Raw genomic sequence first — 25,275 nt, 5'->3', positions numbered from 1 at the left:
GAAAGCTGCCTGGTAACATTTTCGCCGCAACCGGATTGAAGGGACGCCGTCGCATGATGGAAAGCAGTACCGCTCGAAGTCTGATCTACGCAGGCCCTGCCATCGTGCTATCGATGATGACCTTTGCGCTCATCGTCTATATCCCGGCCTTTTACGCAACTGAGACGGGACTGTCGCTTGCGGCGGTTGGCGCGGCCTTCTTCGCGGCGCGCCTGTGGGATGCCTTTATCGATCCCTTGATCGGCTACTTTTGTGACAAGACCAACACCCGCTGGGGGCGCCGCAAGCCCTGGATCGCGGTGGGGGTGCCGTTTCTGCTGCTTACCGCGTGGTGGTTGTTCGTGCCCGGGAGCGAAGGCGGCAAGAGCATCGGCTATTTGCTGGTGTCGATCTTTCTCTTTTACGTGCTGTGGACCGGTGTGCAGATCCCCTACCTTTCGCTTGGTGCGGAATTGTCCTCGGACTATGCCGAGCGCAGCCGCATCGTTGGCTATCGCGAAAGCGCGATGTTTGTCGGCACCATATTGGCTACGGCAATACCTGTGCTGGTTTTCACATCGGGTAATCCGAGCATCGGGCAGATTCTGGAATTGTTTTTCCAGATGTCGCTGATCATCCTGCCGATAACGGCCTTGCTGTTGCTTTGGAAAGTGCCCGAACCAAAACCAGCCGAAAGCCATGTGCCAACGTTAAAGGAAACGTTGGCTGCGTTGCAGCGCAATCGCGCCTTTCTGCGCCTTAACGTCGCGGCATTCCTGCTGTGGCTTGGACTGCACATCTATAACGCAGGCGTGCTGCTGGTGATCCAGCACCAGTTGAAACTGCCGACCTCTATCTTTCTGCAGTTGGTGCTGGTCCAATTTGCGGTTGGCCTGGTCTTCAACCCGCTGTTGATCCGCCTCGCGAACCGCTGGGGCAAGCACAAGACGCTGGGTTTGGCTGCTCTGCTGGTCAGTCTGTCCTTGCCATTGCTCGCGCTGATGCCGACCGGAGACAAGACTGCGGTCATGTTGATGTTTGGCCTGCTCGGCATCACCATTTCGCCGATCTGGGTGCTGCCAACCGCGCTGGTCGCCGATGCGGTGGACCTTGGCCGTTTCAAGGGCGGAGGCGACCAATCGGGCATGTATATGGCAATCTATAACCTGATGGTGAAGTTCGCGCTGGCACTGAGCGTCGGTGTTGCCCTTCCCCTGATGCAGTTGTTGGGGTTTGACCCGAATACGGGTGAGGGCAGCGAGGCTCTGGTGGCGGTGACATTGCTGCTCCCAGCGGCGGCGCTGGTTCCAGCCGCATGGCTGCTCTTCACCTATCCTCTCGATCAGCGTCGGCTTGGCGTTGTGCAGCGTTGGCTCGCCCGTTCGGCCCGGCGTTCAGAAATCAGAGCGTGAAACATGTTCAAGCAATTTGATTATATCATCATCGGTGGCGGCTCAGCGGGGGCTGTTGTCGCCAACCGGCTGAGCGAAGATTCGGGCACATCGGTGCTCCTTCTTGAAGCGGGGGGCAGCGATATGCACCCCTTTACGCGCATCCCGGCGGGCAGCGCGCTGGCCATCGCCAGCCCAAAGTTCAACTGGATGTATGACGTCGAGCCCGATCCATCACGCGATGGCCGTGTGGACATCTGGCCGGCCGGCAAAGTGCTGGGCGGCGGCAGTTCGATCAACGGCATGATGTTCGTGCGGGGGAATGCCTGGGACTATGACCTGTGGGCACAGAATGGGGCCACAGGCTGGGACTATGCCGGCGTCCTGCCCTATTTCCGCAAGATGGAAAGCTATGCGCTGGGCAGTGACGATTGGCGTGGCGGCCAGGGCCCGCAGCATGTTGATCGCACGCGCGTACCCAATGAGTTGACCGACCTCTGGGTCAAATCGGCGGAGAAAATTGGCATTCCGCGCAATGATGATCTGAACGGTGCGAGCCAGGAAGGCGTGGGCTATTGCGATGCATCGCAAAAGGACGGCTGGCGGCATTCAACGGCGCAGGCCTATATCCGCGGTATCAAGGGCAAGCGGGCCAATTTCACTTTGGAATTGAAAGCCTTCGTCGAACGGATAATCATCGAGGGTGGTCGCGCGGTCGGCGTGCGCTATTCGAAAAATGGCCGTGGGATGGAAGTACGCGCACGCAAGGGCGTGGTGCTGTCAGCGGGAGCGATCGCTTCGCCCAAATTGCTGCTGTTATCGGGCATTGGGCCTGCCGAGGAACTGGCGCAACACGAGATCCCAATGGTGGTGGACAGCCCCGACGTCGGTGCAAATCTGCAGGAGCATCCTGCGGTCATCATGAGTTTTCACGTCAACAAGCCGTCGCTGGGAGCGAACCGCAATCCCGTTTCCGACCTGCTTCACGGGATGAATTTCATCTTTCGCGGGCGCGGGCCGCTGACCACCGGGATCGGCCATGCCCAGGCGCTGGTGAAGACCGATGATCGTTATGCTGCACCCAATGTGCAGCTCATCATTTCGCCTTTTTCCTACGATTTCGACGAGCGCGGACCAAAACTCTACAACAAGCCCAGCGTTGGCCTTGCCGTGGGGCTCGCTCGCCCGGAATCGCGCGGGACCGTGAGACTCAAATCGGCCGACCCCAAGGACAAGCCGCTGATCAACTACCCTTTGCTCGGCGAGCAGAGCGAAGTCGATCAGATGGTGGCGGGTTGCCGCATTTTGCGCAAGATTGCCAATGCCGAACCGTTCCGTGATGTGTTGGTCGATGAGCGGCTGCCGGGCGCAGAAGTTGAAAGCGATGCTGAGCTGGAACGCTATATCCGGCAATTCGCTTTCCCGATGTACCATGTCTCCTGCAGCTGCCGGATGGGAAGCGATCCTGCGTCGGTGGTTGATCCGGAGTTGCGGGTGCGCGGCGTTTCCGGGCTTTGGGTGGTGGACGCATCAGTGATGCCGACGCTGCCAGCGGGCAACATCAACGCTAGCGCGATCATGATCGGCGAAAGGGGCGCTGACTTGATCAAGCAACAGGCCAAGACGCCGGAGACCGTGCAATGAACGCCGAAATCAAGCTGACTGGAACTGCCACTGACTTGCGCCCCTTCTTTGGCGGAGCTCGGCAGGCAGGAGGTGCTGGCGAAATGGATCGGCTTAATCCGGCCGATGGCAAGACCGGCCAATCGCTGCCGCTTTGTTCACAAAGTGACGTAGATGCCGCCGTTCAAGCGGCGCGCGCCGCGTGGGACGCGGGCTGGCGCAATCTGAGCAGCGGCGAGCGCCAGGCGCAATTGCTCGAATTGGCGCGGCTGGTGTCGGCCCATGCTGAGGAATTAGGCCGGCTCGACAGCATCGAAATGGGCAAGCCGATGGGCGATGCGGTTTTCGATGCGCATGTCGCGGCGGGCTTCATCGCTTATGCGGCGCAAGCGATCGACAAAAGGCTGGGCGCGACCGCACCGCATGAGGTCGGCAGGCTGGAGGTGCAGCAGCGTCTGCCGCGCGGCGTTGTCGGTGCAATTGTGCCGTGGAATTTCCCCATCATCAATGCCGCGCTAAAGACCGGCCCGGCCTTGGCGACCGGTAATTGCATCGTCCTCAAACCGTCTGAGATCGCTTCCGGTTCGACCCTGCTGCTGGCGGAACTCGCGCAGCAGGCGGGGATTACGGACGGCGTCATCAGTGTCGTCACGGGCGGACCCGAAGTTGGCAATTGGCTGGTCAGCCATCCGGGCGTGGACATGGTGACCTTCACCGGCTCCACCGCGACCGGCCGCAAGGTGATGGCGGCCGCAGCAGCGCAATCACTCAAACCGGTTTTGCTTGAGTGCGGCGGAAAATCGCCACAAATCGTCTTTGCAGATGCCATTGCCAGCCTGGGCGCGACTGCGCTTGCCCAGGCCTGTAGCGGTGCTGCTCTGTGGAACCAGGGGCAAGTCTGCGTCTCGCGCTCACGCCTCTATGTCGAGCGCGGCGCGGCAGATGGGCTGATCGAGGCTCTGCTCGTTCATCTGAAATCGATCCAGCCTGCGCATCCCCATAGCGGCGGCTGCGCCTTCGGACCACTCGCGAGCAAGGCGCAATATGAAAAGGTCTGCGCGGCGATCGCAGCCGGCGAAGCTTCTGGAGCAAAATTACTGCTCGATGGTCGCAAGGCCGCCGCGCCTGAAGGCGGATATTATGTCGGCCCGACTTTGTTCGTCGATGTGCCTGCCGACAATGCGTTGATGCGCGAGGAAATCTTCGGTCCCGTCATTGCTCTTGCCCGCTTCGACAGCGAAGACGAGGCACTGCGGCTTGCCAACGACAGCGACTATGGACTGGCCGCCACCGCCTGGACCACCGATTTTGCACGCGCGCACCGGCTGGGCGATGCCCTGGAGGCAGGTAGGGTCGCGATCAATTCGGCGATCAGCAATAAGCCGGGCTGCTGGCAAGCGCATGCATCCGAACCGTGGAAGCAATCAGGCTTTGGCGCCGAAGGCGGCATGGTCGGGTTTGACGCCTACACGCGCCTCAAGTCCATCCAATATGTGTTTGGCGACTGATGTTAGCAGAGATCGAGCCCTGGTTCGCGCATGACTATCGCACCGCGCGCGGGCTCTTCCTGAAAGCCGCTGAGCAGAACGGGCTTTCTGTCCAGAGCATCGTCCATCCCCTGCGCGGCCCCGAAGGCGATGAGTTAGCGACCGATGCCGTTCGGATTGGCCCGCACGACGCCGACAAGCTGCTTGTGCTCACATCAGGCATGCACGGGGTAGAGCTGTATTGCGGCTCCATGTGTCAGGCGGCGTTGATCGCGAGCGGGTATTTCTCCAGCTTGCCGGACGGGATGGCCGTGTTGCTGGTGCATGCGATCAATCCATGGGGATCGGCGCATGGTCGCCGGGTCAACGAGAACAATGTCGACCCATGCCGCAACTTTTTGGACTTTACGCGGCCTCTACCGGGAAATGCCGACTATCCTCGGCTCCATCCGCATTTGGCCGACGCCGATCGGCCGGGTGAGGCAGGTGACAGTGCACGTGCCGTATTGACCGCCTTACGTGCTGAATGGGGCGATGCGCGGTTCAACGCGGCGCAATTTGGGGGGCAATATGCCTATCCCGACGGCGTTTTCTATGGCGGCCAATCTGCGGAATGGACCAACCGCACGATCAGCGGGTTGTTGCGCGAGCATGGCGGTCCTGCGCGGCGCGTAGCGACGCTGGACTATCACAGCGGCATCGGACCTTGGGGCGAATTGCTTGGTGTCGTGGTTCATACCGGCGAAGGGCTGGCGCGTGCACGGCGCTGGTACGGCGATGCCGTTCTGGCACCCAACGATCCCGATCAGGATGATCCCGGGTACTATCCCGTCACCGGCCATAGCAGCGACGGATATGAGGCCGCATTGCCGAGTGTTGAGGTTACCGCTGTCGTGCTCGAATTTGGAACCTATCCCCTCGACCGGGGGTCCGAGGCACTGGGCCAGGAACATTGGCTCAACAGCAACAATGGGGACTGCGACCCCGCCGAAGCGCGGGCAATCAAAGCGGCGCTCGCCAGGCATTTCAACCCCGATGATGCCGAATGGCGGGCCACTGTGTGGGACAAATCGAGACACGCGATCCGGCAGGCGATTGCTGGTCTTGTTGAAGACTAAAGAAGAGAAATACCGATGACTGAATTCAATGCCATCGTTGCCCGCGAAGTGGACCGCCGCTCACAAGGGACGCTGGAAACGCTGACGCTCGACGATCTGCCGGACCGCGATGTGCTGGTGAAGATCGATTACTCCTCGCTCAATTATAAGGATGCGCTGGCGGTGTCGGGACGCGGCAAGATTTGCCGGTCCATGCCGATGGTGTGCGGGATCGATCTTGCGGGCACGATCGCGGAATCGGCGCATCAAGACTGGAAGGCGGGCGACCGTGTGGTGATCAACGGCTTTGGCATGTCAGAGACTGTCTGGGGCGGCTACAGCCAATACCAGCGCGTTTCATCGGACTGGCTGGTGCGCTTGCCCGAGGCCTTTGCACCGGAGCAGGCCATGGCGATCGGCACAGCGGGCTATACCGCGATGCTATGCGTGCACGCTTTGCAGGATCACGGCGTAACACCGGGTGACGGGCGGATTTGCGTTTCGGGCGCCTCGGGCGGCGTTGGCTCGGTCGCTCTGCTGCTGCTCGCCAAGCTGGGCTATCAAGCTGTCGCGGTGAGCGGACGACCCGAAACCGAACCCTATCTGCGCGAACTGGGCGCGGTCGATGTGATCGACCGGGCCGAACTGGACCGCGATCCGCGCCCGCTTGAAAAGGAAGTATGGGCCGCGGGGATCGACTGTGTGGGCAGTAAGACATTGGCGACGATGCTGGCGCAGACCCGCTATGAAGGCATTGTCGCGGCCTGCGGGCTTGCTGGGGGCGCCGATCTACCCACCACCGTAATGCCCTTCATCTTGCGCGGGGTGACGCTGCGCGGGGTGGATTCGGTGATGGCTGCCCAACCCCGGCGGCAACGGGCATGGGACGACCTGGCCCGGCTGGTTGCCCCTGCCGAACTGGCGGCCGTGTTCGACATCCGGTCGATGTCTGATCTTCCCAAGCTTGCCACCCAGTTGCTCGACGGGCAGCTGCGTGGCCGTATCGTCATCGATGTGAACCGCTAAGGAAGGGATGTGACAGACACGATCGCGATCCTGTCGGGAGAGCGCAGCCTCAGCCGAAGCGCGCTGACTGCGGCAGCCAAGGGCGCGGCGCGCGTACTCGCCGAACATGGCGTGGGCGCGGGCGATGTGGTTGCTCTGCTCGCGCGCAATGGCTTTGGCTATTTCGTCTTTAACGAAGCAGCGCGGCGGCTTGGGGCCTGCATCACGCCGGTCAACTGGCATCTGAAACCTGCAGAAGTCGCTTATATCATAGCCGATTGCGCGCCCAAGGTCGTGATCGCCCATGCCGATCTGGCAACAGACGCGATGCGCGCCGCCTTTGGCGATAGACCAGTCTTCATCGAAGCCGTCGCGCCGGAGATCGCCGCCGCCTACGGCTTGAGCGAGGCGCAATGCTCGCTGCGCGCTGGCGACGTGGCGCTCAGTGAGGCGGCGCAAGTCGCGGAGTCATGGGAAGAAGCCCATCCTGCACCGCCGCCTGCGCTCTTCTACACGTCGGGAACAACCGGCCATCCCAAGGCAGTCAAGCGCGAAACCCTGCCGCCCGACGTTCAGGTCGCAGTGACCGAGCGAACCGTGACGGCGTTTGGCTTGGCCGATGGCAAAGTGACGGCCACGGTGATGACCGGCCCGCTCTATCACAGCGCGCCTTTTGCCTATGCGACCAATGCGCTGCGGCTGGGCGGCATGGTGATCCTGCAACCGCGCTTTGATGCTGCCGAACTGCTTGCGCTGATAGAGCAGCACCGCGTCTCGCATCTGCACATGGTGCCAACCATGTTCAACCGGCTGCTGGCCTTGCCCGATCAGGTGCGCCGCCGCCATGACCTGTCGAGTCTGGTTGCCATCACCCATGGCGCCGCACCTTGTCCAAGCGACGTGAAGCGCGCGATGATTGACTGGTTGGGGCCAGTAGTGCGTGAATATTACGCGATGACCGAATTGGGCATCGTCGCCTGCAGCACCTCTGCCGAATGGCTCGCCCATCCCGGCTCGGTCGGTCGCGCTGCCCCGGGCGTCGATATCCGCATCATGGATGAAGGTGGTGCAGATCTGCCGACAGGCATGGCCGGAGACATTTGCGTGCGCCATGCGGGAACGGACGCTGTCTATTACCACAATGCGCCGGAGAAGACTGCATCGCTGCGCCGTAACGGCTTTGTTGTGACGGGCGACATTGGGGCGCTCGATGCCGACGGCTTTCTGACGATCAGCGATCGGCGGACCGACATGGTCCTGTCAGGCGGGGTCAATATCTATCCGGCGGAAATCGAGGCAGCATTGCTTGGCCATCCCGCTGTCGCCGATGCTGCCGTGTTTGGTCTGCCCCATGCCGAGTTTGGCGAACAGGTAGCTGCCGTGCTGCAATATCGCGCGCCCGTGGCGGAGACGGAACTGCGCGCTTTCCTCAAAGAGCGATTGGCCGACTTCAAATTGCCCAAGCTGATCCGCGCGATTGACGCCCTGCCGCGCGAAGATTCTGGCAAGGTGCGCAAACGTCTGCTGCGCGATGAATGGCTGGCGGAACTGGAAAGGGCAAGATGACGCACGGCGTTGCCATCGCCGGATGGTCGGCGCTGCGCGTTGGCAAATACATGCCTGGGCCGGGTGCGCGGGGCATAGTTCCCGAAGCCGACCGGCTGTTTCCGGTCGTGCGCGATGCGCTGGCCATGGCAGGCATTGGCCCCGATCAGGTGGGTGCCGCATTGTTTGCCAGCAACCCGCCTTCAACCGAACAATTGGGCTTTGCCGTGCAGATGGCCTCGCGGCTTGGCCTCAAATGCCGGGCGATGCTGGCCGAGGTTGGCATCATGGGGCTGACGGGTGGGTTGGCCTTTGACATGGCTGCCGACACGATCCGGCTGGGTCGCAGCGACTATGCGCTGGCGTTGGGCCTTTGCTATCAGTCGAACGAGCGGGTGCCGGTGGCGATGGAACGGGGCAACCGTGTTGTTGGCGATGTCGATTTCCAGTCAATCTATGGCCTGACGCCAATCAGCTGGTACGGCCTTGATGCCGCGCGCTATCTGCACGAAACCGGACAGACACCAGCCGATCTTGCTGCGATCGTCCTCAAGTCGCGCGCCTTTGCTGCCGACAATCCGTTGGCGCAGTTCCGCACACCCCTCACGTTGGACGAAATTCTGTCAGCGGATCGCATTGTCGACCCCTTGGGGCGGCATGATGTTCCGGCCCAGGCCGACGGCGCCATCTGCCTCGTGCTGGCACGCGAGGATCTGGTGGCGCATAAAGGCGCGCGCTATGCCAGATTGTCGGGACGCGGCTATGCCCATGACGGGCATTTCCAAATCGGGGACCGCGCCCATGACATCACGGCTTTTCCAGCAGCGCAGCAGGCGGTGGGTGACTGCCTGGCGGATGCGGACTGCGCGCTGGAGGCAGTGGACCTGTTTGAGCTGTACGCACCCTGTTCGATCACCGAGGCGCTCGTCACCGAAGCCATAGGCCTGTTTGCCAAGGGTGAAGGCTGCAGGGCCGCGCGCGACGGCATCAGTGGGCTCGGCGGTGCGCGTCCAGTCAATACATCTGGCGGTTGCCTCGCGCGCGGCCACCCTCCCTCTCTAACCGGTCTTTACGGCTTGCTCGAATGCGCTGAGCAGGTGACGGGCAGGGCAAGGGCGCGGCAGGTTACGGGCGCGCGCCGCGCGCTGCACACTTGCGAAGGCGGCAATTACAATCTCGCTCTGGCCCATATGCTTGAAGGTATTGGACCATGATCGCGGTGATAAAATGTACGGGTAAGCTGCCGCGCCTCCCGCGTCACAGCCAGCTGACCCGCTGGTTCTGGGAAGGGCTGGATCAGGGCGTACTGCAAACAACGCGCTGCGCCGATTGCGGCAGGCTGTCCTTCCCCCCCCGTCCCGATTGCCCCGACTGTTTGGGCCAACGCACGGAATGGCAAATCCTGTCCGCCGGTGGAACGCTCTATTCCCGCACGCGCATTCATGTGGTTCCAGAAGCCTTTATTGAAGCAGCCCCGCTTGATGTCGGCATCATTGATCATGATGCAGGGCTACGGTTCCTGTGCTGGTTGGTGGAAGACGCACAGACCGCGCCGCTCGACAGCCGGTTGGAACTGGTGGCGCTGCGCTATGCGAACGGGACGGTGTTTGGAGCTCGACCAGAGGTGACCGGAAATGCTTGAGTGGATTGTCGAAACCTCTGGCCTAATCCAGCTGACCTTTGCGGTGTTGCTGGGCTGGCCGATCTACCTCCACCGCCAATCGGCATTTTTGCAGCGGGTGATCCCCGGTCGTGCGCGCCTGCTGCAATCGCATATCGACGATATCTTTATGGGGATTTTGCACATCGTCCTCGCTGGCTATGTGGCCAAGGGCGGACCCATATTGGTTGGCCTGTTCACTTTCGGCAGCTGGATGAACGCGCAGATTTTCCTGTTTCTGGCCTTTACCAATGATGCCTGCGCAAGCCGAGCCTGGTTCCGGATCGTTACCTTGCTCTCATTCACGTCTTTGACCGTCGCCTATCTTTGGCTGCTACTGCTGCAATTCGCTTGATTTCGTGATCCTGCAATACTTTCCTGGAGAGACCGGAGAGGCTTGCAGCCACTGTGGAGCGCACAGACCAAGCCCCGAAGAAATCAATCGACTGTTCAATTGGTTGAAAAATTGCACCTGCGCCTACCCTCGCCGCCAAAGCACTCCTCAAGTGACGCAATCCTTACGCGAGCCCTTGATTCCAGACGCTTCGAGCAATGCGAAGGTTGCGAAATTTGCTGCAAACGGAACCAGAGCTTGAAGGCGTTTCGCGGTTCGGAGCAACCTGTAACGACAGGACGATTGGCATCACTTCCGTGGGGGCAGGTCTTAGAGTCTTTCCGACCTAGATTGACCCACCGAGACTAGGCCGATTTTGGTCTGTGGACAGCGTTGCCCGACGATCATTTGCGCAAGGCAAAAGCCCTATCGTTTCGCTGGATTTTTCGGTTCGTTGAGGCGGCCATACTTGCGAAGAGCGCCCCGCAGCCTGTCGTGCGGAAGGGCATGAGCAGTGTTGCCGTTGATGCCTGTCATCGTCCGTGCTGCGACCATGGCATTGATCACGGCTTCTTCAGTGGCTTCCACGGTAGCCCGAAACAGCAAGCTCATCGAATCATTGGCGAGGCTGGTTACCTCTGCAGATTTTTCCCGACTCCAGGCGCCTGGGTTCGCGGTAGAGAAGGCAATGAAGATGTCACCCGATCCGTTTGAAGCATAGGAACCGTTGCGGGCAATCCCCATCGCCGCGCGCTGCGCCAGGCGCTTGAGTTGGTGCGGCAACAGCGGAGCATCGGTTGCGACCACGATGATAATCGATCCATTCTCCTGGTTGTGATCACCATAAGTGGTTGTCAGATCGGAAATCTCACGGCCAACCGGAACTCCGGCAACGGTGAATGTATCCCGGATGCCATAGTTGGATTGGACCAGAATTCCCACGGTGTAGGTCTTGCCATCAAGCGTGACCACGCGTGACGAAGTTCCGATGCCGCCCTTGAATCCGTGGGTCATCATGCCGGTGCCGCCGCCCACATTGCCTTCGGCAACCGGGCCCGGTTTCGCATTGTCGAGCGCGGCGAAGGTATGCTCTTTGGTGACGTGAAAGCCGTTGATGTCGTTCAGATCACCATCGTAGGTCTCGGCGACGACTGGCAGCATCCAGAAGGTATTGGGCTCGTTGGCGAGCGGCTGGAAAAACTTCTTCTTATGGGCCCATTCGATGGTTGCGTCGCGAACCGTGCCGACGCTGTGGGTGTTGGTGATCATCACCGGACCTTCCAGCCAGCCGGATTCCTCAATCCAGGTCGTGCCCGTCATCTCGCCGTTGCCATTGAGCGAAAACCAGCCTGCGTAGGGTCTTGCCGCGGGGCAGGATAGCGGTAACGCCCGTTCTCACCGGACCCTTGCCGGTCACCAGCTTGCCATTACCCGATATCAGTGTGGTGTGGCCGACCTCTACCCCCGGCACATCGGTGATGGCATTGAGCGGTCCCGGATTGCCGTCGAAAGGGACACCCAGATCTCTTGCCCGCATGGGCTCGGCAGCCGGATTCGTAGATTGCGCGATAGTCATGGGCGGGATGCTAACCAGCAAGAGAAGAAGGAACGAATGGAATGTCCATTTCGGAGCGTGCATGGAATCTCTCTTCTCAATGGCGACAATCCTGAAAGTCTCGTTATGGCCTTGGAGGAAGGGAATAGGCAATGATCGGGAATGTCGAGAGTCTCATAGCAACCCATCATCCCTGCACCCTACCCGAACAGGGCCCGAAACCGATCGAGCGATAGCCTTCGCGATCGGCAGACGCACGCAAGGATAGTTCGTCGCCATCCTCGAGAAAACAGCGCTCCTCGCCTCCCGGCAGGGCCAGGGGCTGCGTACCGCCAGCAGCAATTTCCATCAGGCTGCCATACGCATCGCGGTTTGGCCCCGAAATCGTGCCGGTGCCGAGCAGATCGCCAGGTTTGAGGTTACAGCCGTTGGCGGTGTGATGCGCAATCATCTGGGCTGCGGTCCAGTACATGTTGCTGAGCGGGCCGGAGGACAGCCGATGTGCGTTCAAGCCTGCGTCGCGCATACGGGCGGTCCTGATTTCGACCGCCAAGGTGATCGCAAAGGCACCCGCTTGCTGGTCGAATTCGTCCCAAAGATAGGGGAGCGGCTTGGGATCGCCTTCGAGACGGGCGGGTTGTGCGATTCGGAACGGTTCGAGCGCCTCAGCGGTTACAACCCACGGGGATACCGTGGTTAGAAAACTCTTCGACAGGAAGGGGCCGAGCGGCTGGTATTCCCAAGCCTGCAGGTCTCGCGCGGACCAGTCATTGAGCAGACACAGCCCGCCAATTCGATCTGCGGCGGCAGCGATCGAAACCGGGGAGCCCAGCTGGTTCTCACCTGCGATCCAGACACCCATCTCCAGCTCATAGTCGAGCCTTTGGCTTGGACCATAAGCAGGTTCGGCAGCATCAATTGGCTTGCATTGCCCCCACGGCCTTACAACCGGCTCGCCTGATACACGAACGCTTGACGCACGCCCGTGATAGCCAATGGGGACAAATTTGTAGTTGGGCAGCAATGGATTGTCTGGGCGGAACAGTTTGCCGATATTCGTCGCATGGTGAATGCCGACATAGAAATCGGTGTAGTCGCCGATCTGGAACGGTAGGCGCATGCGCACGTCGACTTGCCGATGCAAATGCGGTTCGACCAAGTTGCTGTGAGCTTCGTCGCTCAGCAGGGCGAACAAGCGGTGCCGCAGCGCGCGGCGCGTGTCAGCTGGCTGGCTGAATATGGCATTGAGAGTGTCAGTGCCGAGGGGCGGGCGGATGTGCTGCGAAAACTCGGCGGCAAGCGCACCCAGATCGACTATCCAATCACCGATCGCCGCACCGATCCGCGCTTCTTCAGAGCCAGGGTCGAACACGCCAAGCGGCAAGTTTTGTATCGGGAAATCGGCATGGCTATCTGCACCCGGTACCCAGCTTGATGCGGCGATATCATGGGTATGATCGATCACTGATCTGCTCCGGGATCCTCGTGCAGCCAGGCGGCGTGGCGCGGGGCGCGCTTGGTTGCGGCCCATTCGTTCAGCATAGCCGGGGCCACTGCGCGCAGTTCGGCATGTTGTTCGCTGGTGCCGATATTGCAGGCCAGTTCCAGCCGGTGGCCGTTGGGATCGAAGAAATAGATCGACCGGAAAATACCGTGATAGGTCGGCCCCAGCACTTCGATGCCTTGGGCCTCGATATGCTCCTTTGCGGCGAGCAGCGCGTCCAGATCTTCCACTTCGAAAGCCAGGTGCTGGACCCAGGCCGGGGTGTTCGTATCGCGGCCCATCTCGGGCTGCTGCGGCAGTTCGAAAAAGGCCAGCACGTTACCGCCCCCGCAATCGAGGAAGACGTGCATGTAGGGATCGTCTTCGCCGGTCGAGGGGACCTTGTCCTCCGAAAAAGCGGTGGTGTAGGTCATGCCCAGCACGCGGGCGTACCAGTCGACCGTCTCTTTCGCGTCGCGGCAGCGATAGGCGACGTGGTGGATGCGCTTGAGGCTGGGGGCGGTCACTGCGCGGCTCCTTCCACTTGCAAGGCACCGCGGGCGATCTGGTCGCGCTCGATGCTTTCAAACAGCGCCTTGAAATTGCCCTCGCCAAAGCCTTCATCCTTTTTGCGCTGGATAAATTCAAAGAACACCGGGCCGACCACCGTTTCCGAGAAGATCTGCAGCAGCAGCCGCGGGTCGCCCTTTTCGGTCGACCCATCAAGCAGGATTCCGCGCTTCTGCAGTTCCTCGACCGGCTCGCCGTGGCCGGGCAGGCGCTCGCCCAGCATCTCGTAATAGGTTGCGGGCGGCGCAGTCATGAACGGGGTTCCCAGCGCTTTCAGCTTGTCCCAGCAATGCGGAAGATCATCGCAGGCAAAGGCGATGTGCTGGATCCCCTCGCCGTTGTACTGGCGCAGGAATTCCTCGATCTGTCCGCCGCCGGCCTTGCCTTCCTCGTTAAGCGGGATGCGGATCTTGCCATCAGGCGCGGTCATCGCCCGGCTGGTCAGCCCGGTATATTCGCCCTTGATGTCGAAGAAACGGATCTCGCGAAAACCAAAGACGCGTTCGTAAAAGCCGCCCCAGTGAACCATGCGGCCGCCATAGACGTTGTGGGTCAGGTGATCGATGGTGTGGAAGCCTGCACCGACCGGATTGCGATCAACCACCGGCAGATAAACGAAATCGATGTCATAGATTGACAGGTCGCCTGCTTCCTGCCCGGCGTAGCGATCGACCAGGTAGATGATCGAGCCGCCAATCCCGCGGATCGCGGGCAGGCGCAGTTCCATCACCCCGGTCGCCCCTTCAACCGGCTCGGCCCCGCGTTCCAGCGCCAGTTCATAAGCCTTCTTCGCATCGCGCACCCGCCAGCCCATGCCGCAGCACGAAGCGCCATGCTCGGCAGCGAAATAAGCCGCAGGACTGCGCGGTTCGTAGTTGGCGATGAGGTTGATCCCGCCCTGGCGCCATAGCTGCACATCCTTGGAGCGGTGCTGCGCGATCAGGGTGAAACCCATGCTGGCAAAGACCGGTTCCAGCAGGCCCTTTTTTGGCGCGCAGAATTCAATGAATTCGAAGCCGTCGAGGCCAAGCGGATTTTCGAACAGATCGGACATTGGGTTCAACCTCCGGATATAGTTACAAGAGAAACTATATCCGGATGAGGTCTCGATGCAAGAGCCCGGACTTATGCAAAAGCGAGCAATCCTACTGCTGGATCAATCTTGGACTGCGACCTCGTATTCCGCTGCCGTCAGCGCCGCGATATCATCCAGGTTCACGCCCGGAGCCAGCTCGATCAATGCGAACGGACTGGCGTGATCGGGACGCTGGAACACGGCAAGCTCGGTGATCACCATGTCGACCACATTGCGCCCCGTCAGTGGCAAGGTGCACTCAGGGATAAACTTGGGGCTGCCGTCCTTGGCGCAGTGTTCCATCACCACGATGATCTTCTTGACGCCGGCGACCAGGTCCATCGCGCCGCCCATGCCCTTGATCATCTTGCCCGGCACCATCCAGTTGGCGATGTCGCCGTTCTGAGACACTTCCATTGCTCCAAGCACGGCAAGGTCAATATGACCGCCGCGGATCATGGCGAAGCTGGCGGCGCTGTCGAAATAGGCCGAATCGGGCAGTTCGCTGACAGTCTGCTTGCCGGCATTGATCAGGTCTGGATCGGCTTCGCCCTCATAAGGGAACGGGCCGATCCCCAGCATGCCGTTTTCCGATTGCAAGGTCACCTCAACGCCCGGAGGCACGTGATTGGCGACCAGGGTGGGAATGCCGATGCCCAGGTTGACGTAAAAGCCATCCTTCAGCTCCTGAGCGGCGCGTGCGGCCATTTCGTCGCGGGTCCAGGGCATGGTCAGGCCTTCCGTCCGGGGGTGAGGTCGAGCGCCTTGAGCAGCGAGACAAAGGCGCCCAGCCGCTTGGCACGGTAATCGGCAACATCGACGCCGTTCCAATCATAGAAGCCGGCACCATCGCGCATGCCGTTGCGACCCAATTTCATGTTATCAACCACCGATTGGGGCGCCTGGTAACGGTTGGCATCGACATTCTTCGAGAGATAGTCAGAGGCATAATAGAGGATGTCATTGCCGCCAAAGTCGATGAATTCGATCATCCCCAGAACGGCATAGCGAATGCCAAAACCCAGACGGATGGCCTTGTCGATGTCCTCTACCGATGCCACGCCTTCCTCGACTAGTCGGGCGGCTTCATTCATGGCCAGCGCCTGAATACGGGGGATGATGTAGCCGGGCGAGTTCTTCATCACGACCGGGGATTTGCCGATATCCGCGAGACTTTCCACCAGCCTTTTGACCGCAGCGTCGCTGCTGAGCGTGCCGCGCGCGACCTCGACCAAGGGCATCAGCATGGCAGGATTGAGCCAGTGGGCGTTGACGAAGCGTTCGGGCTGGGTCCCCATCGCGGCCAGATCATCGACCGCCATGGTCGAACTCGTTGAGGCCATCACCGCATCGCTCGCCGCGTGCTGGCAGGCCCAGGCGAACAGTTCCTGCTTGGCTTCGGTTGTTTCGGGCACGCCTTCATAGAACAGCGGGATACTGCCAAGCTTTGCCTCAGCTTCCTCGCGGCCACACATCGATATCCGCGCCATGGCCGGTTCCAGCGCTCCTGCCGAGCCAATTCCAAGTCCAGCCAGAAACACCAAATCGTCGGCGATTTCCTTGCGGGCCTCAGCAAACAATTTCAGCCGGCCAGCCTCATCGCGGGGTTTGACGTCGACCATCAGCACGCTCTTGCCCGCAAAGGCGTAGGCCTCGGCAATTCCACGGCCCATCCGGCCGAGCCCAAGAATGGCTACATCGGCCATAGTCAGATGCCGTCGCGCATAAGAGTGGTCATCTGGTCCCTGCTAAGCCCTGCCAAGCCGAGGTTCTCCAGCGTGCGTCCCTCTGCAAACAGGTCGCGGCCCGTGATGGCCGAGGCGATCGCCAGGAACCCGTTGACGAGCGGAGTCTCGACCCCGGCCCATTTTCCGACCGAGCTCAGCATGGAGAGCCCCAGGCGGGTATCCTCAAGCATGTAGCGATGCTCGGTCAGCACGATATGCTCGCGCCAGTCGCCACTGTCAGTCAGCGAATCGTGCGCGCCGCGACCATACATCCATTCATCACCCTCTTTCGCATAGTGATCGGCCAGTGGGTAATGCGGTGCGGCATAGCCAAGCGTTTCGCGGATCCTGATCCGTTCGGCATCGAGCGCATCGGTCGTCCGGCGGATCGCAGGCTGGGTCCCCTCATTGTGGATGTCCCAGCGCTCGAAATGCTCAAGCGGGCCTGCGTTCATCATGATCAGCGGCGGATGGATGATGCCGCCCGCGTTCATCAGTGCACCCGAAAGCGCATCCTCGATCGGATGGATCGCGGGATAGACCTGCGCCAGCTTTGCCAGGGCCGCAGCGCTGTTGCGGGCCGGAATGCAGCCGGTCGGCAGATGCTTGCCATAGCCCGAGGTTATGACATAGGCTGGACCGTGCTTGCGCGCCAGGTAAGGCAGAGTGCCGGTTTCGCAGAAGGTCACATCGGCCTGGTTGCCGGCATCGCGTGCAGCTTTCAGATAGATGTAGCTGCCGAATGTGCCCGGCGGCAGGAACACAACTTGGCCGTCCTCCCAATAGGGAGCGCAAGCCGCCGCCAGCGATTCCTGGGTGGTTGCCGGAAGCGGGATGACCACCACCTCGGCGCCCTTGATGGCTTCACCAAGATCAGTCGTGGGACGGGCAATTGCGATGTCGCGTTCGCCCTTGAAGTCCTTGACCCGGATTTTCCGGCCTTCCAGGACCGCCTGGAATTCCTCTGCGCCACGCCGCCAGAAGCGCACGGTGTGCCCATTTTCTGACAGCTCTGCCGCCGCTGCATAGCAACCGTGACCCCCGCCAAGAACTGCAACTTCCATGCTCGATCTCCCGTAACCGTGTCAGGTGGCCATAGCGCAGGCCGGCGGCGGGCGATTATGGAAGGGCCACGAATTGCTTTGCGAAGGGTGCGTCGATCAAGTGCCCAGATAGGTCTGGAAGATGCCGTCCGGGTCGTACTTGCTGCGGACGGCCTGCAGGCGCTTCCAGTCATCGGGCACAAAGCAGCTGGCGACTTGGGCCACATCGCGTTCGACATCAATTTCGTTAATGTACCGGCCAGAGGCATAGGGTGCGAGCGCATCCGAAGTCTTGCGCAGCCAGCCGATCGCGGCCTCGCCCTTTTCGGGGGTATCGCCGATCGAATAGACCCCGATGTAAAGCTTGCCGTGAATGCGCGCAGCGGCATTTGCGGGGTGCGGTGCGGGATCGATCAGTGACATGACGACATGCGATCCGGGTCCAGGGGAATCGAGAAACTGCTGGGCCAACACCGGCAATGCTTCTGCGCTTCGGTTGGTCCAGATGCTATCGACGCCAAAGAAGCCGTAGTTGAACGCGCCCTTGTAATTGAGCGTCTCGAAATAGCTCTTCTCAAAGCTCCAGTCCTCGCGCGGAACCTTCATCAGCGCAGTCGCGGCAATTGGTTCGGCTGCGATCGCGGCCAACTGCTTTGCGGCTGCGGCTTCCGAGGTGCCAAACAGATTGATCCGGGCGACGCAGGCCTTGGCTTCTGGGCCTGTGGCATCGGGCGCGGCCATCGGGCTGTGGGCCAGAATAATCAGCGGTTCGCAGCCAGCAAGCATGCCGCGCGCTTTCATGTCTTCCAACCAAGCGATGGCTTCACCGGTACGCAAGGCGGGGAAGATGTAGGTCGCCGAAGTGACGATCTTTGGTGCGGCATAGGTTTTGACGTGAAAACGCGTAACGATCCCCGGGAACCCGTTTCCGGCGCCGCGCAGCGCCCAGGCCAGATCGGAATCATTGGCATCGTCAATCATGCGCAGCTTGCCGTCAGCGGTGACGACTTCCGCGCCAATTATGCTGTGCGCCGAAAGCCCGCCCCAATTCTCCCAGTTGAGACCAACGCCGCCGCCCAGGAGATAACCACCCATGCCCACAGAAGCACAATGGGCAGCCGGAAAGGCCCGGCCTTGCTTGCCCAGGGCCACCATGATGTCGCGGCTCCACACGCTCGGCTCGATCCAGGCGCTCTCACCACCGGGTTCAATCTCGACCTTGCGGAAATTCCACATGTCGATGAGCATGCCCTCGTCGCGCAGGTAATTGCCCCACAAGTTGTGGCCCGAGGATTTGGTCGAGACTTTCAGTTTGTTCGCGCGGGCATAGGCCACCGCCTGTTGCACAGCTTCGACAGTATTTGGCCGCACGATCATTGCGGGCTTGCGAACCGGTTTGCGCGACTGCCAGACCACGCCGGTGCGCCAGGCCTCATAGTCGGCTGCAGAGGGCGTGATGACGCGGCCATCGAGCGACAGCGGGGGCAGCGACCCGAAGCTGCAGCCGCCGAGTGGGAGCAAGCCGACGGCTCCGAGCGAGGAAGCGCCAGCTAACCACGTCCGCCTGTTCAGCACGAAGCCCCCATCCGTCATCGCCAACCCTCCAGCCGCAGTTTTCGAGATTGCGTTATAAGTCGCAATGCCGATGCCCGTCCTTTGCGCAAGTCCGTCGATCTTATGCGCATCCGAATAATGAACAAGCGAGGCAGCATAGCGACAACCGGCCCGCGCTTGATAGGATGCGGTTGAGAGGTGACCTATGAGAATTTGGCTGACTTTGATGGCAGGGGCACTGGCCGGCTGCACTCCGGCTTCGCAAAGCGGCGGTCCGCAACCCGCGGGCGCAGTCGCCGCGGCAGCGTCGTTTTCGCTTCCAGCGGCGCAGGCCCGGATCGATGCGGACTATATCGCGCCGTTCAAGGCGGGCGATGTCGAGCGCTGGCTGATGATCTTCACCGATGACGTCGTCGGTCTGCACAACCGCATGCCGGCTCTGGACGGCAAATCGGGGCTGCGCGGTTTTGGCAGTTTTGTTGCCCAGAACCTGACGGTACCGGAGATGTCGGTAGACCTGACCGGGATCCGGCAGGAAGGCGACCTTGCCTATACCTGGGGTACCTATCGCAGCCGTCTGCTGATGCGGACCAGCGGCGAGTCGCTGCCTGGGCACCGCGGCGAGGGCAAGGTGCTGTTCGTGTGGAAGCGGCAGACTGATGGCACGTGGAAGATCGCAGTTGATATGGGCAACGATCTGCCCGCGCCCGGCGGTGCATGACTGCGCGCTCAATCCTGATCACCGGAGTCTCCAGCGGTATCGGCGCGGCAACCGCAGAGCATTTTCTGGCGCGCGGCTGGCGGGTTTTGGGAACGGTGCGCAGGCTCGAAGACGCCGCCCAACTGACCGAACGGGGAGGCAAGCAGTTCAGCCCGATCTTGCTCGACGTGACCGATCAGGTCCGCATCTCGCAACTGCCTGCCGAGGTCGAAGCGCTGCTCGAAGGCGCGCCGCTCGATGTGCTGTGCAACAACGCCGGAACCAGCATGCCGGCCGCAGCGGTCTATCAATCGGTTGCCGGGTTCAGATCTGCGATCGAGCTCAATCTGATCGCGCCTTTTGCGATCACCCGCGCGCTGTTTCCCCTGCTGCGCCGCCCGGGCGGACGGATCGTTTTCATCGGCTCGCTCGCCGGGGTCGATCCCTTGCCCTTCTGCGGCGCCTATTCCGCTGCCAAGCACGGCATCGAAGGCCTGGCCGGGAGCCTTAGGGTCGAGCTTGGCCAGCACGGCATCCACACCTCGGTAATCGCCCCCGGATCGGTGCGCACCGCGATCGGTTCAAAACTCGGGCCGGATACCCCGATCGAAGGCGCAGATAGCGAATTCGGCCCGGCCTTCGGACGCATGGCGAAGCACATGGGCAAAGAGGCCCAGACTGCGCTCGATCCCTTGCGGGTTGCGCAAGCAGTCGAGCTGGCCTGCAATACTCGCGAACCGCGCGCCCGCTATGTTGTGACACCGGGCTATGTCAGCAATTGGCTGGCGCCGAGACTGCTGGGGCGCAAGTGGCTGGAAAGCCGTTGGCGCAGGCGCCTATTTGGCAAGGACTAGTTGACGATGGTCGGCAAACCACCCACCCAGGCTAACCAGCTTGGTAACCGTGGCTTCGGCAGCGGAATACCGATAAATACCGCAAACTTCTTTCCTGTTGGCCAGGATGATCCGGTACCAGGCTATCTTCCTCCACGCGATCCGACCGATCCGACGCAGCGGGTCGAATATGCCCGCGCTGGTAGCCCCACAGTATGGGCATTGGAAGAAGCTCTGGCAGCGCTTGAAGGGGGCGAGCTCGCGGTATGCGCTGCCTCAGGCATGTCCGCCATTTCGCAATGTCTGCTGGCGCAGCTTTCTGTTGGCGACAGGCTTATCTATTCGAAGTGGGCCTATCCCAATACTGTCGATTTCCTGGCCAATCATTTGGGCAGGTGGGGCATCCAGGCAATTGCCTCCGACACTAACGATCTTGCAATGCTTGAAGCAGACCTTGCACGGCACAGGCCCAAGGTTCTGTTCTTTGAACCACTCAGCAATCCTGCCCTCGCCTATTGCCCCGCAAGCGAAATCGCCGCGTTGTGCAAGGCTTATGGGGGTATTTCCATCGCCGATAACTCTCTGTTGTCACCAGCCATCCTTCGCCCGCTTGAACATGGTGTCGATATTGTCATCCACAGCCTGACAAAGATCATCGGCGGTTTTGGCGAAGCGATGGGCGGGGTGGCGATCGGACGATCCGAACTGATCAATCCCGTTGCAAGGATGCGCTGGACCTTGGGTGGCGTGCTGGCACCGCAGGTGGGAGGTAAAATCCTCGACGGGGTGCGATCTCTTGACCTTCGTGTCAGGCAAACCAGCGCATCGGCGCTTCAAGTCGCGACGAAGCTGGCGACCGATGCTCGCATCGCTGAATTGATCTATCCTGGGTTGGCGGGCTACCATTGGCGCGATCCGTTTGCCGCTGACTGCGGCCATCTTGGGGGCAGCGTGATCACGTTTTTCCACAAGGGCGGAGCCGAAGCCGTCGCACGCATGGCGAACCGCAGCAGCTTCATCCGTTTTGGCCCCAGCTTCGGAATGGCGATAACCAGTTGCAATGGCGGCACGGCAAGCGAACGATATTACAGCCAGACGGCGGGTTTCGTCCGGCTGTCCATCGGCCTTGAGGATCCGGAGGACATAGTCACCGAACTCGATCGGATCCTTTGAAGCACTTGCAAACTATCGATCAAAGCTGACCGGTTCTTCGTTCAGCCAAAGCTCTGTGATCTTGCTGTCGCCGTTGAGCCGCGCGATCGCCTGTCCTCTCCAGGTTGCGATCGTGCGGTAACCGGGGCTCTGGGCCCGCCAAGGCGCACGTTGCGAGCTGCGGGCCTGCCAGCGGAACGCCACCATCGACCACCCCGACATCGGCTCACCCGCCAGCTTCATGTGCAGATCGGGAAAAGCAGCCCAGAGGCCGTCGTAGTATGCGAGCAAATCAGCCTTGCTTGCATTGCCGCAGTTCAGGCCGTGGACGATCAGCCCGTCAGCGAGCATGCCGGCCACTTCGGTTCTGCGCTGTGCCGGTGCCTCAACCCGGCTGAACGAATTGGTGAAGCGCGTGACGAAGGTATAGCCCTGCTCCTCGCTCAGCCCTGGCCCGTTGAGCTGGGCAGCGATCCGGGCACCTTCATCACGCCCCTTGTCGCCCAGCAACTGGCCCATGCGGTAGGCGTGGTCGTGATTCGACCAGCGCTCGACGATCCGTCCGTCGCTACCATAGCGGAAGAAGGTCTGGCCGCGCAGGGTGACCGGCTTGTCCTTGGCTACAACCCCGTCAAAAGTGCCGTTGAGCGTCAGCATTGAGTGATAGCGATGCGCCCCCATCTCGCCCACGACAATTCGATCATCCTCGACCAGCGTGCCGTTCTGCAGTTCGAAGAACACTGCCCGGTAGTGCTTTCGCACATCCTCGATCGTTCCGATCCGATCGGCAACCAGTCCGAATACCCTGGCGCCTGGATCGAATAGCGCAATGTATCGCTCATAGGCCGAGCGACGGTTCGCGCTGTTGGCAGTCGCCAGTTCAGTATCCATACCCGCAACTGTACGAGCGGAGGCGCGCTGATCGAGCTTGCACGGCCCGGCAGCGGCGGTTCCCGAAGCCGCAAGTGCGATTGCCAATCCGGCCATCAGTTTGCAGACCCGCATGATCGCGCACTCCATTTAAGCAAAAGCCCCGGACTTCGCTGGAAATCCGGGGCTCGTTGCTGTCGTCGGCAGAGGAAGTCTCAGTACTTGTACTGCAGTGTTACCCCATAGAAACGCGATTCGCCGATGTAGCTGAGCACCGAGGCACCGTCGAAGTTGAACCGCGCGCCGTCGAGCGGGATGCGGAAATCGATCGTGCGATACTTCGTGTCAAAGCAGTTGCGGCACCACAGCGACGCTTCCCAACGATCATCTTCGCCGCGGATGCCGATCCGGGCATTGGCCAGCGAATAGCCGTCCTGCTTTTCGCTGCGATCATTGGTGGTGAAGTAGCTGCTCTTGAATGCCAGATCGCCGTGCACGAAGCCCTTGACCCCGCTCGAGCTGATCGGGAACTCGTAGGTTGCTCCAAACCCGCCACTCCAGCGCGGGGCATGGTCAAGGTCAAAGCCGTTGTTGTCCTTCGTTTCGGCATAGACAACGCCAGCAGTCAGATCGAGCCCTTCGACCGGCGATACACCCGCGTCGATGTCCACACCCTTGGTAGTGGCCGAACCAATGTTGATCACGCTGAATGAGCCTGACGGCAACAGTGCCTGAGTCTGCAGGTTCTGTGCCTTGGTGTGGAACAGTGCCAGGTTGAACCGGCCTTGCGAACCCATGAAGGTGGTCTTGAGGCCGACTTCGAAGTGATCGACCGTTTCCTTGTCAAAGGTCGGGTCAGACGGCGCGCAGCTGAACGTGCCAGGGAACGGACCGGCACCGCAGCCCGGAGGCGGAGCTGGGCCGAATTGCGGGCCGACAAGAATTCCACCAGCATCGCGGATCAAGCTGATCCCGCCGCCCTTGTAGCCGCGGCTGTAGGTGCCGTAGATGTTGGACGCATCGCTGACTTCGTAAGCCAAGCTGAAGGTGCCACTGATTCCGCTATCGTCGACCTTCGCCGCAACCGGCGTGCCGGCGCCGTAGTCATAGACCATCGGCAGCGGGAACGGCTGGGGATAAGTGAACCTGCCGAAGCCGTCCTTGTTGTCGCCCGAATAACGCAGGCCGGCGGTTACCGTCAGGCGGTCAAGCTTGGCAATGCCGTGAGCAAAGAAGCCATAGCTGCTACCGTCCTGGCCCATGTTGTCGGTGAAGGCCACGCCCGGGGCCCAGGGGAAGAAGAAGCCCGGGCCGTTACCAGCGATCTGGCGCCCCCAGACGAACTGGTTGAGGCGGCGGATCTTCTCATTGCTGTAGAAGCCGCCGACCATCAGATCGAGGTTCTCACCCACCTTGGTCGAAAGACGCAGTTCCTGGGTGAAGGTCTTGATCGATTCGCCCTGGTTGGTGTTGAGGATATCGGTGCCGACGAAATCGTTGTCACCCTGGAAGGTATCCGTGAACTTGCGATACGAGGTCACCGAGCTGAGCGTCGCGCCGCCAATGTCGAAGTTGATTTCGGCAGACAGACCCCAGTCTTCCGCGTTTAGCAAGGGCACGGTGTTTATCGCCGCACGGCGCTTGTCGTCCGAGCGATCGGCGAAGAACCTTGAGCCGGCAGCCGTTGCGAGCGCCTGGTTGGCAAGCGTGTCTGCGGCATCCACCTTGAAAGGGACTGCGGTTATCGAAAGCTCGTCAGCCTTGGCGTAGTCGGCAATCAGCCGCACGCTGAAACTGTCGCTTGGCTCAATTAGTATCTGGCCGCGAATGTTGAAGCGGTGCTTCTCGCCATAACCGGCACCGGTAACGGCGTCGCGAATGTAGCCGTCGTCATCGACGAAGCCAGCAGCAACACGCAGGGCAGCGGTATCGCTCAGCGGCAGGTTGACCATGCCCTGCAGGTTGACGCGCTTGTGATTGCCGTATTCGCCGCGCAGGGTGAACGCCGTCTTCCCGAGATCCGGCTTGGCGGTGACGAAGTGGATCAGGCCGGCCGAGGTGTTCTTGCCGAACAGCGTGCCCTGCGGGCCCTTGAGCACTTCGACGCGCTCGAGATCGAGGAAGTCGCTGCCTGCAACCAGGCCCGAGCGCGAGCGGTAAACGTTATCGATTACGGTGCCGACCGACGGCTCGAAGCCCAGGTTGAACACGCCGGTGCCCAGCCCACGGATCGAAAAGGCGCCGCCTGCCGATGGCGGGTTGGTGGTGCGGATATCGAGGCCAGGGACCTGCGTTTGGAGCGAGAAGACATCGGTAACGCCAGCGTTCTGGAGCGATTCACCGGCGACTGCATTCACCGTAAAGGGAATGTCCTGAACGCTCTGAGCTCGCTTTTGGGCAGTAACGACGATTTCACCACTGCCGGCTTCGTCGGCATCTGCGTCCTGCGCCAGGGCGGGAGCTGCGGCCAGTGCCGCCCACGTACCACTCGCCAGAAGCAAGCTCTTCCAAGTTCTCGACATGATGACCTCCCGCAATGTTGTTACCTGAATTTCTGAGTTCATGCCCTAACCCGGGACATTGCTATCTGCT

21 protein-coding genes and 1 pseudogene are annotated in these 25,275 nt (G+C 61.0%); 12 read left to right on the top strand and 10 right to left on the bottom strand.

Going from position 1 to position 25,275, the window contains the following annotated elements:
* Positions 1 to 53: 53 nt before the first annotated feature.
* The 9 genes from O9281_RS08500 to O9281_RS08460 are packed head-to-tail and all read left to right on the top strand — an operon-like array spanning position 54 to position 10,142.
* The gene (locus O9281_RS08500; RefSeq protein WP_298184567.1) at positions 54 to 1,391 is read left to right on the top strand and encodes an MFS transporter; all 1,338 of its coding nucleotides are present in this window, start codon (positions 54 to 56) and stop codon (positions 1,389 to 1,391) included.
* Positions 1,392 to 1,394: 3 nt separating this feature from the next.
* Positions 1,395 to 3,014 carry a GMC family oxidoreductase gene (locus O9281_RS08495; protein ID WP_298184565.1) on the top strand — a complete coding sequence of 540 codons (1,620 nt, stop codon included), beginning with the start codon at positions 1,395 to 1,397 and terminating at the stop codon, positions 3,012 to 3,014.
* Positions 3,011 to 4,501, top strand: a complete 1,491-nt coding sequence (locus O9281_RS08490; RefSeq protein ID WP_298184564.1) for an aldehyde dehydrogenase family protein — start codon at positions 3,011 to 3,013, stop codon at positions 4,499 to 4,501. Before O9281_RS08495 ends, O9281_RS08490 begins: the two co-directional genes overlap by 4 nt.
* Entirely contained in the window at positions 4,501 to 5,598 is a 1,098-nt protein-coding gene (locus tag O9281_RS08485; protein WP_298184562.1) for a M14 family metallopeptidase, read from the top strand. The genes O9281_RS08490 and O9281_RS08485 overlap by 1 nt, the downstream gene beginning before the upstream one ends.
* Before the next feature lie 15 nt (positions 5,599 to 5,613).
* Positions 5,614 to 6,603, top strand: coding sequence for an MDR family oxidoreductase (locus O9281_RS08480; protein WP_298184560.1), 990 nt, complete (start codon positions 5,614 to 5,616; stop codon positions 6,601 to 6,603).
* 9 nt (positions 6,604 to 6,612) lie between these two features.
* The gene (locus O9281_RS08475) at positions 6,613 to 8,148 is read left to right on the top strand and encodes an AMP-binding protein (protein WP_298184558.1); all 1,536 of its coding nucleotides are present in this window, start codon (positions 6,613 to 6,615) and stop codon (positions 8,146 to 8,148) included.
* On the top strand, positions 8,145 to 9,341 hold the full coding sequence (locus tag O9281_RS08470) for a thiolase family protein (protein WP_298184556.1): 1,197 nt from the start codon (positions 8,145 to 8,147) through the stop codon (positions 9,339 to 9,341). Before O9281_RS08475 ends, O9281_RS08470 begins: the two co-directional genes overlap by 4 nt.
* On the top strand, positions 9,338 to 9,769 hold the full coding sequence (locus O9281_RS08465) for a zinc ribbon domain-containing protein (RefSeq protein WP_298184555.1): 432 nt from the start codon (positions 9,338 to 9,340) through the stop codon (positions 9,767 to 9,769). The genes O9281_RS08470 and O9281_RS08465 overlap by 4 nt, the downstream gene beginning before the upstream one ends.
* Positions 9,762 to 10,142 carry a hypothetical protein gene (locus O9281_RS08460; protein WP_298184554.1) on the top strand — a complete coding sequence of 127 codons (381 nt, stop codon included), beginning with the start codon at positions 9,762 to 9,764 and terminating at the stop codon, positions 10,140 to 10,142. Before O9281_RS08465 ends, O9281_RS08460 begins: the two co-directional genes overlap by 8 nt.
* 405 nt (positions 10,143 to 10,547) lie before the next feature.
* Here O9281_RS08460 and O9281_RS08455 read toward each other — a convergent pair.
* The 8 genes and pseudogenes from O9281_RS08455 to O9281_RS08420 all read right to left on the bottom strand — a co-directional run bounded on the left by O9281_RS08455 (position 10,548) and on the right by O9281_RS08420 (position 19,380).
* A pseudogene (locus O9281_RS08455) lies at positions 10,548 to 11,658 on the bottom strand (P1 family peptidase).
* Between the two features lie 205 nt (positions 11,659 to 11,863).
* Positions 11,864 to 13,141, bottom strand: coding sequence for a fumarylacetoacetase (fahA, locus tag O9281_RS08450; protein WP_298184553.1), 1,278 nt, complete (start codon positions 13,139 to 13,141; stop codon positions 11,864 to 11,866).
* On the bottom strand, positions 13,138 to 13,686 hold the full coding sequence (locus tag O9281_RS08445) for a VOC family protein (RefSeq protein ID WP_298184551.1): 549 nt from the start codon (positions 13,684 to 13,686) through the stop codon (positions 13,138 to 13,140). The genes fahA and O9281_RS08445 overlap by 4 nt, the downstream gene beginning before the upstream one ends.
* Positions 13,683 to 14,783 (bottom strand): 4-hydroxyphenylpyruvate dioxygenase, encoded by a 1,101-nt coding sequence (hppD, locus tag O9281_RS08440; RefSeq protein ID WP_298184549.1) that lies wholly within the window; start codon positions 14,781 to 14,783, stop codon positions 13,683 to 13,685. The genes O9281_RS08445 and hppD overlap by 4 nt, the downstream gene beginning before the upstream one ends.
* A gap of 102 nt (positions 14,784 to 14,885) precedes the next feature.
* A complete protein-coding gene (locus O9281_RS08435; protein WP_298184547.1) occupies positions 14,886 to 15,533 on the bottom strand; it encodes a CoA transferase subunit B in 648 nt (215 codons plus the stop codon).
* A gap of 2 nt (positions 15,534 to 15,535) precedes the next feature.
* A complete protein-coding gene (locus O9281_RS08430; RefSeq protein ID WP_298184546.1) occupies positions 15,536 to 16,510 on the bottom strand; it encodes a 3-hydroxybutyryl-CoA dehydrogenase in 975 nt (324 codons plus the stop codon).
* Positions 16,511 to 16,512: 2 nt separating this feature from the next.
* Positions 16,513 to 17,595 carry an NAD/NADP-dependent octopine/nopaline dehydrogenase family protein gene (locus O9281_RS08425; protein ID WP_298184544.1) on the bottom strand — a complete coding sequence of 361 codons (1,083 nt, stop codon included), beginning with the start codon at positions 17,593 to 17,595 and terminating at the stop codon, positions 16,513 to 16,515.
* A gap of 96 nt (positions 17,596 to 17,691) precedes the next feature.
* Positions 17,692 to 19,380, bottom strand: a complete 1,689-nt coding sequence (locus O9281_RS08420) for an FAD-binding oxidoreductase (RefSeq protein ID WP_298184543.1) — start codon at positions 19,378 to 19,380, stop codon at positions 17,692 to 17,694.
* Between O9281_RS08420 and O9281_RS08415 the strand changes: the two genes are divergently transcribed.
* The 3 genes from O9281_RS08415 to O9281_RS08405 are packed head-to-tail and all read left to right on the top strand — an operon-like array spanning position 19,355 to position 21,834.
* Positions 19,355 to 19,849 carry a nuclear transport factor 2 family protein gene (locus O9281_RS08415; protein ID WP_298184542.1) on the top strand — a complete coding sequence of 165 codons (495 nt, stop codon included), beginning with the start codon at positions 19,355 to 19,357 and terminating at the stop codon, positions 19,847 to 19,849. The two genes, O9281_RS08420 and O9281_RS08415, sit on opposite strands and share 26 nt — an antisense overlap.
* The gene (locus O9281_RS08410; protein ID WP_298184541.1) at positions 19,846 to 20,682 is read left to right on the top strand and encodes an SDR family NAD(P)-dependent oxidoreductase; all 837 of its coding nucleotides are present in this window, start codon (positions 19,846 to 19,848) and stop codon (positions 20,680 to 20,682) included. Before O9281_RS08415 ends, O9281_RS08410 begins: the two co-directional genes overlap by 4 nt.
* 6 nt (positions 20,683 to 20,688) lie before the next feature.
* Complete coding sequence (locus O9281_RS08405; protein ID WP_298184540.1) at positions 20,689 to 21,834, top strand: PLP-dependent transferase; 1,146 nt, start codon at positions 20,689 to 20,691, stop codon at positions 21,832 to 21,834.
* Between the two features lie 12 nt (positions 21,835 to 21,846).
* Here O9281_RS08405 and O9281_RS08400 read toward each other — a convergent pair whose 3' ends face one another.
* Positions 21,847 to 22,818 (bottom strand): hypothetical protein, encoded by a 972-nt coding sequence (locus O9281_RS08400; RefSeq protein ID WP_298184539.1) that lies wholly within the window; start codon positions 22,816 to 22,818, stop codon positions 21,847 to 21,849.
* Between the two features lie 80 nt (positions 22,819 to 22,898).
* Positions 22,899 to 25,205: a TonB-dependent receptor gene (locus O9281_RS08395; RefSeq protein WP_298184538.1), complete on the bottom strand. Its 2,307-nt coding sequence runs from the start codon at positions 25,203 to 25,205 to the stop codon at positions 22,899 to 22,901.
* Positions 25,206 to 25,275 lie beyond the last annotated feature (70 nt).

Source organism: Novosphingobium sp. (assembly GCF_027531025.1).
GTDB lineage: Bacteria > Pseudomonadota > Alphaproteobacteria > Sphingomonadales > Sphingomonadaceae > Novosphingobium.
This window is presented reverse-complemented; position numbering and strand designations above follow the sequence as displayed.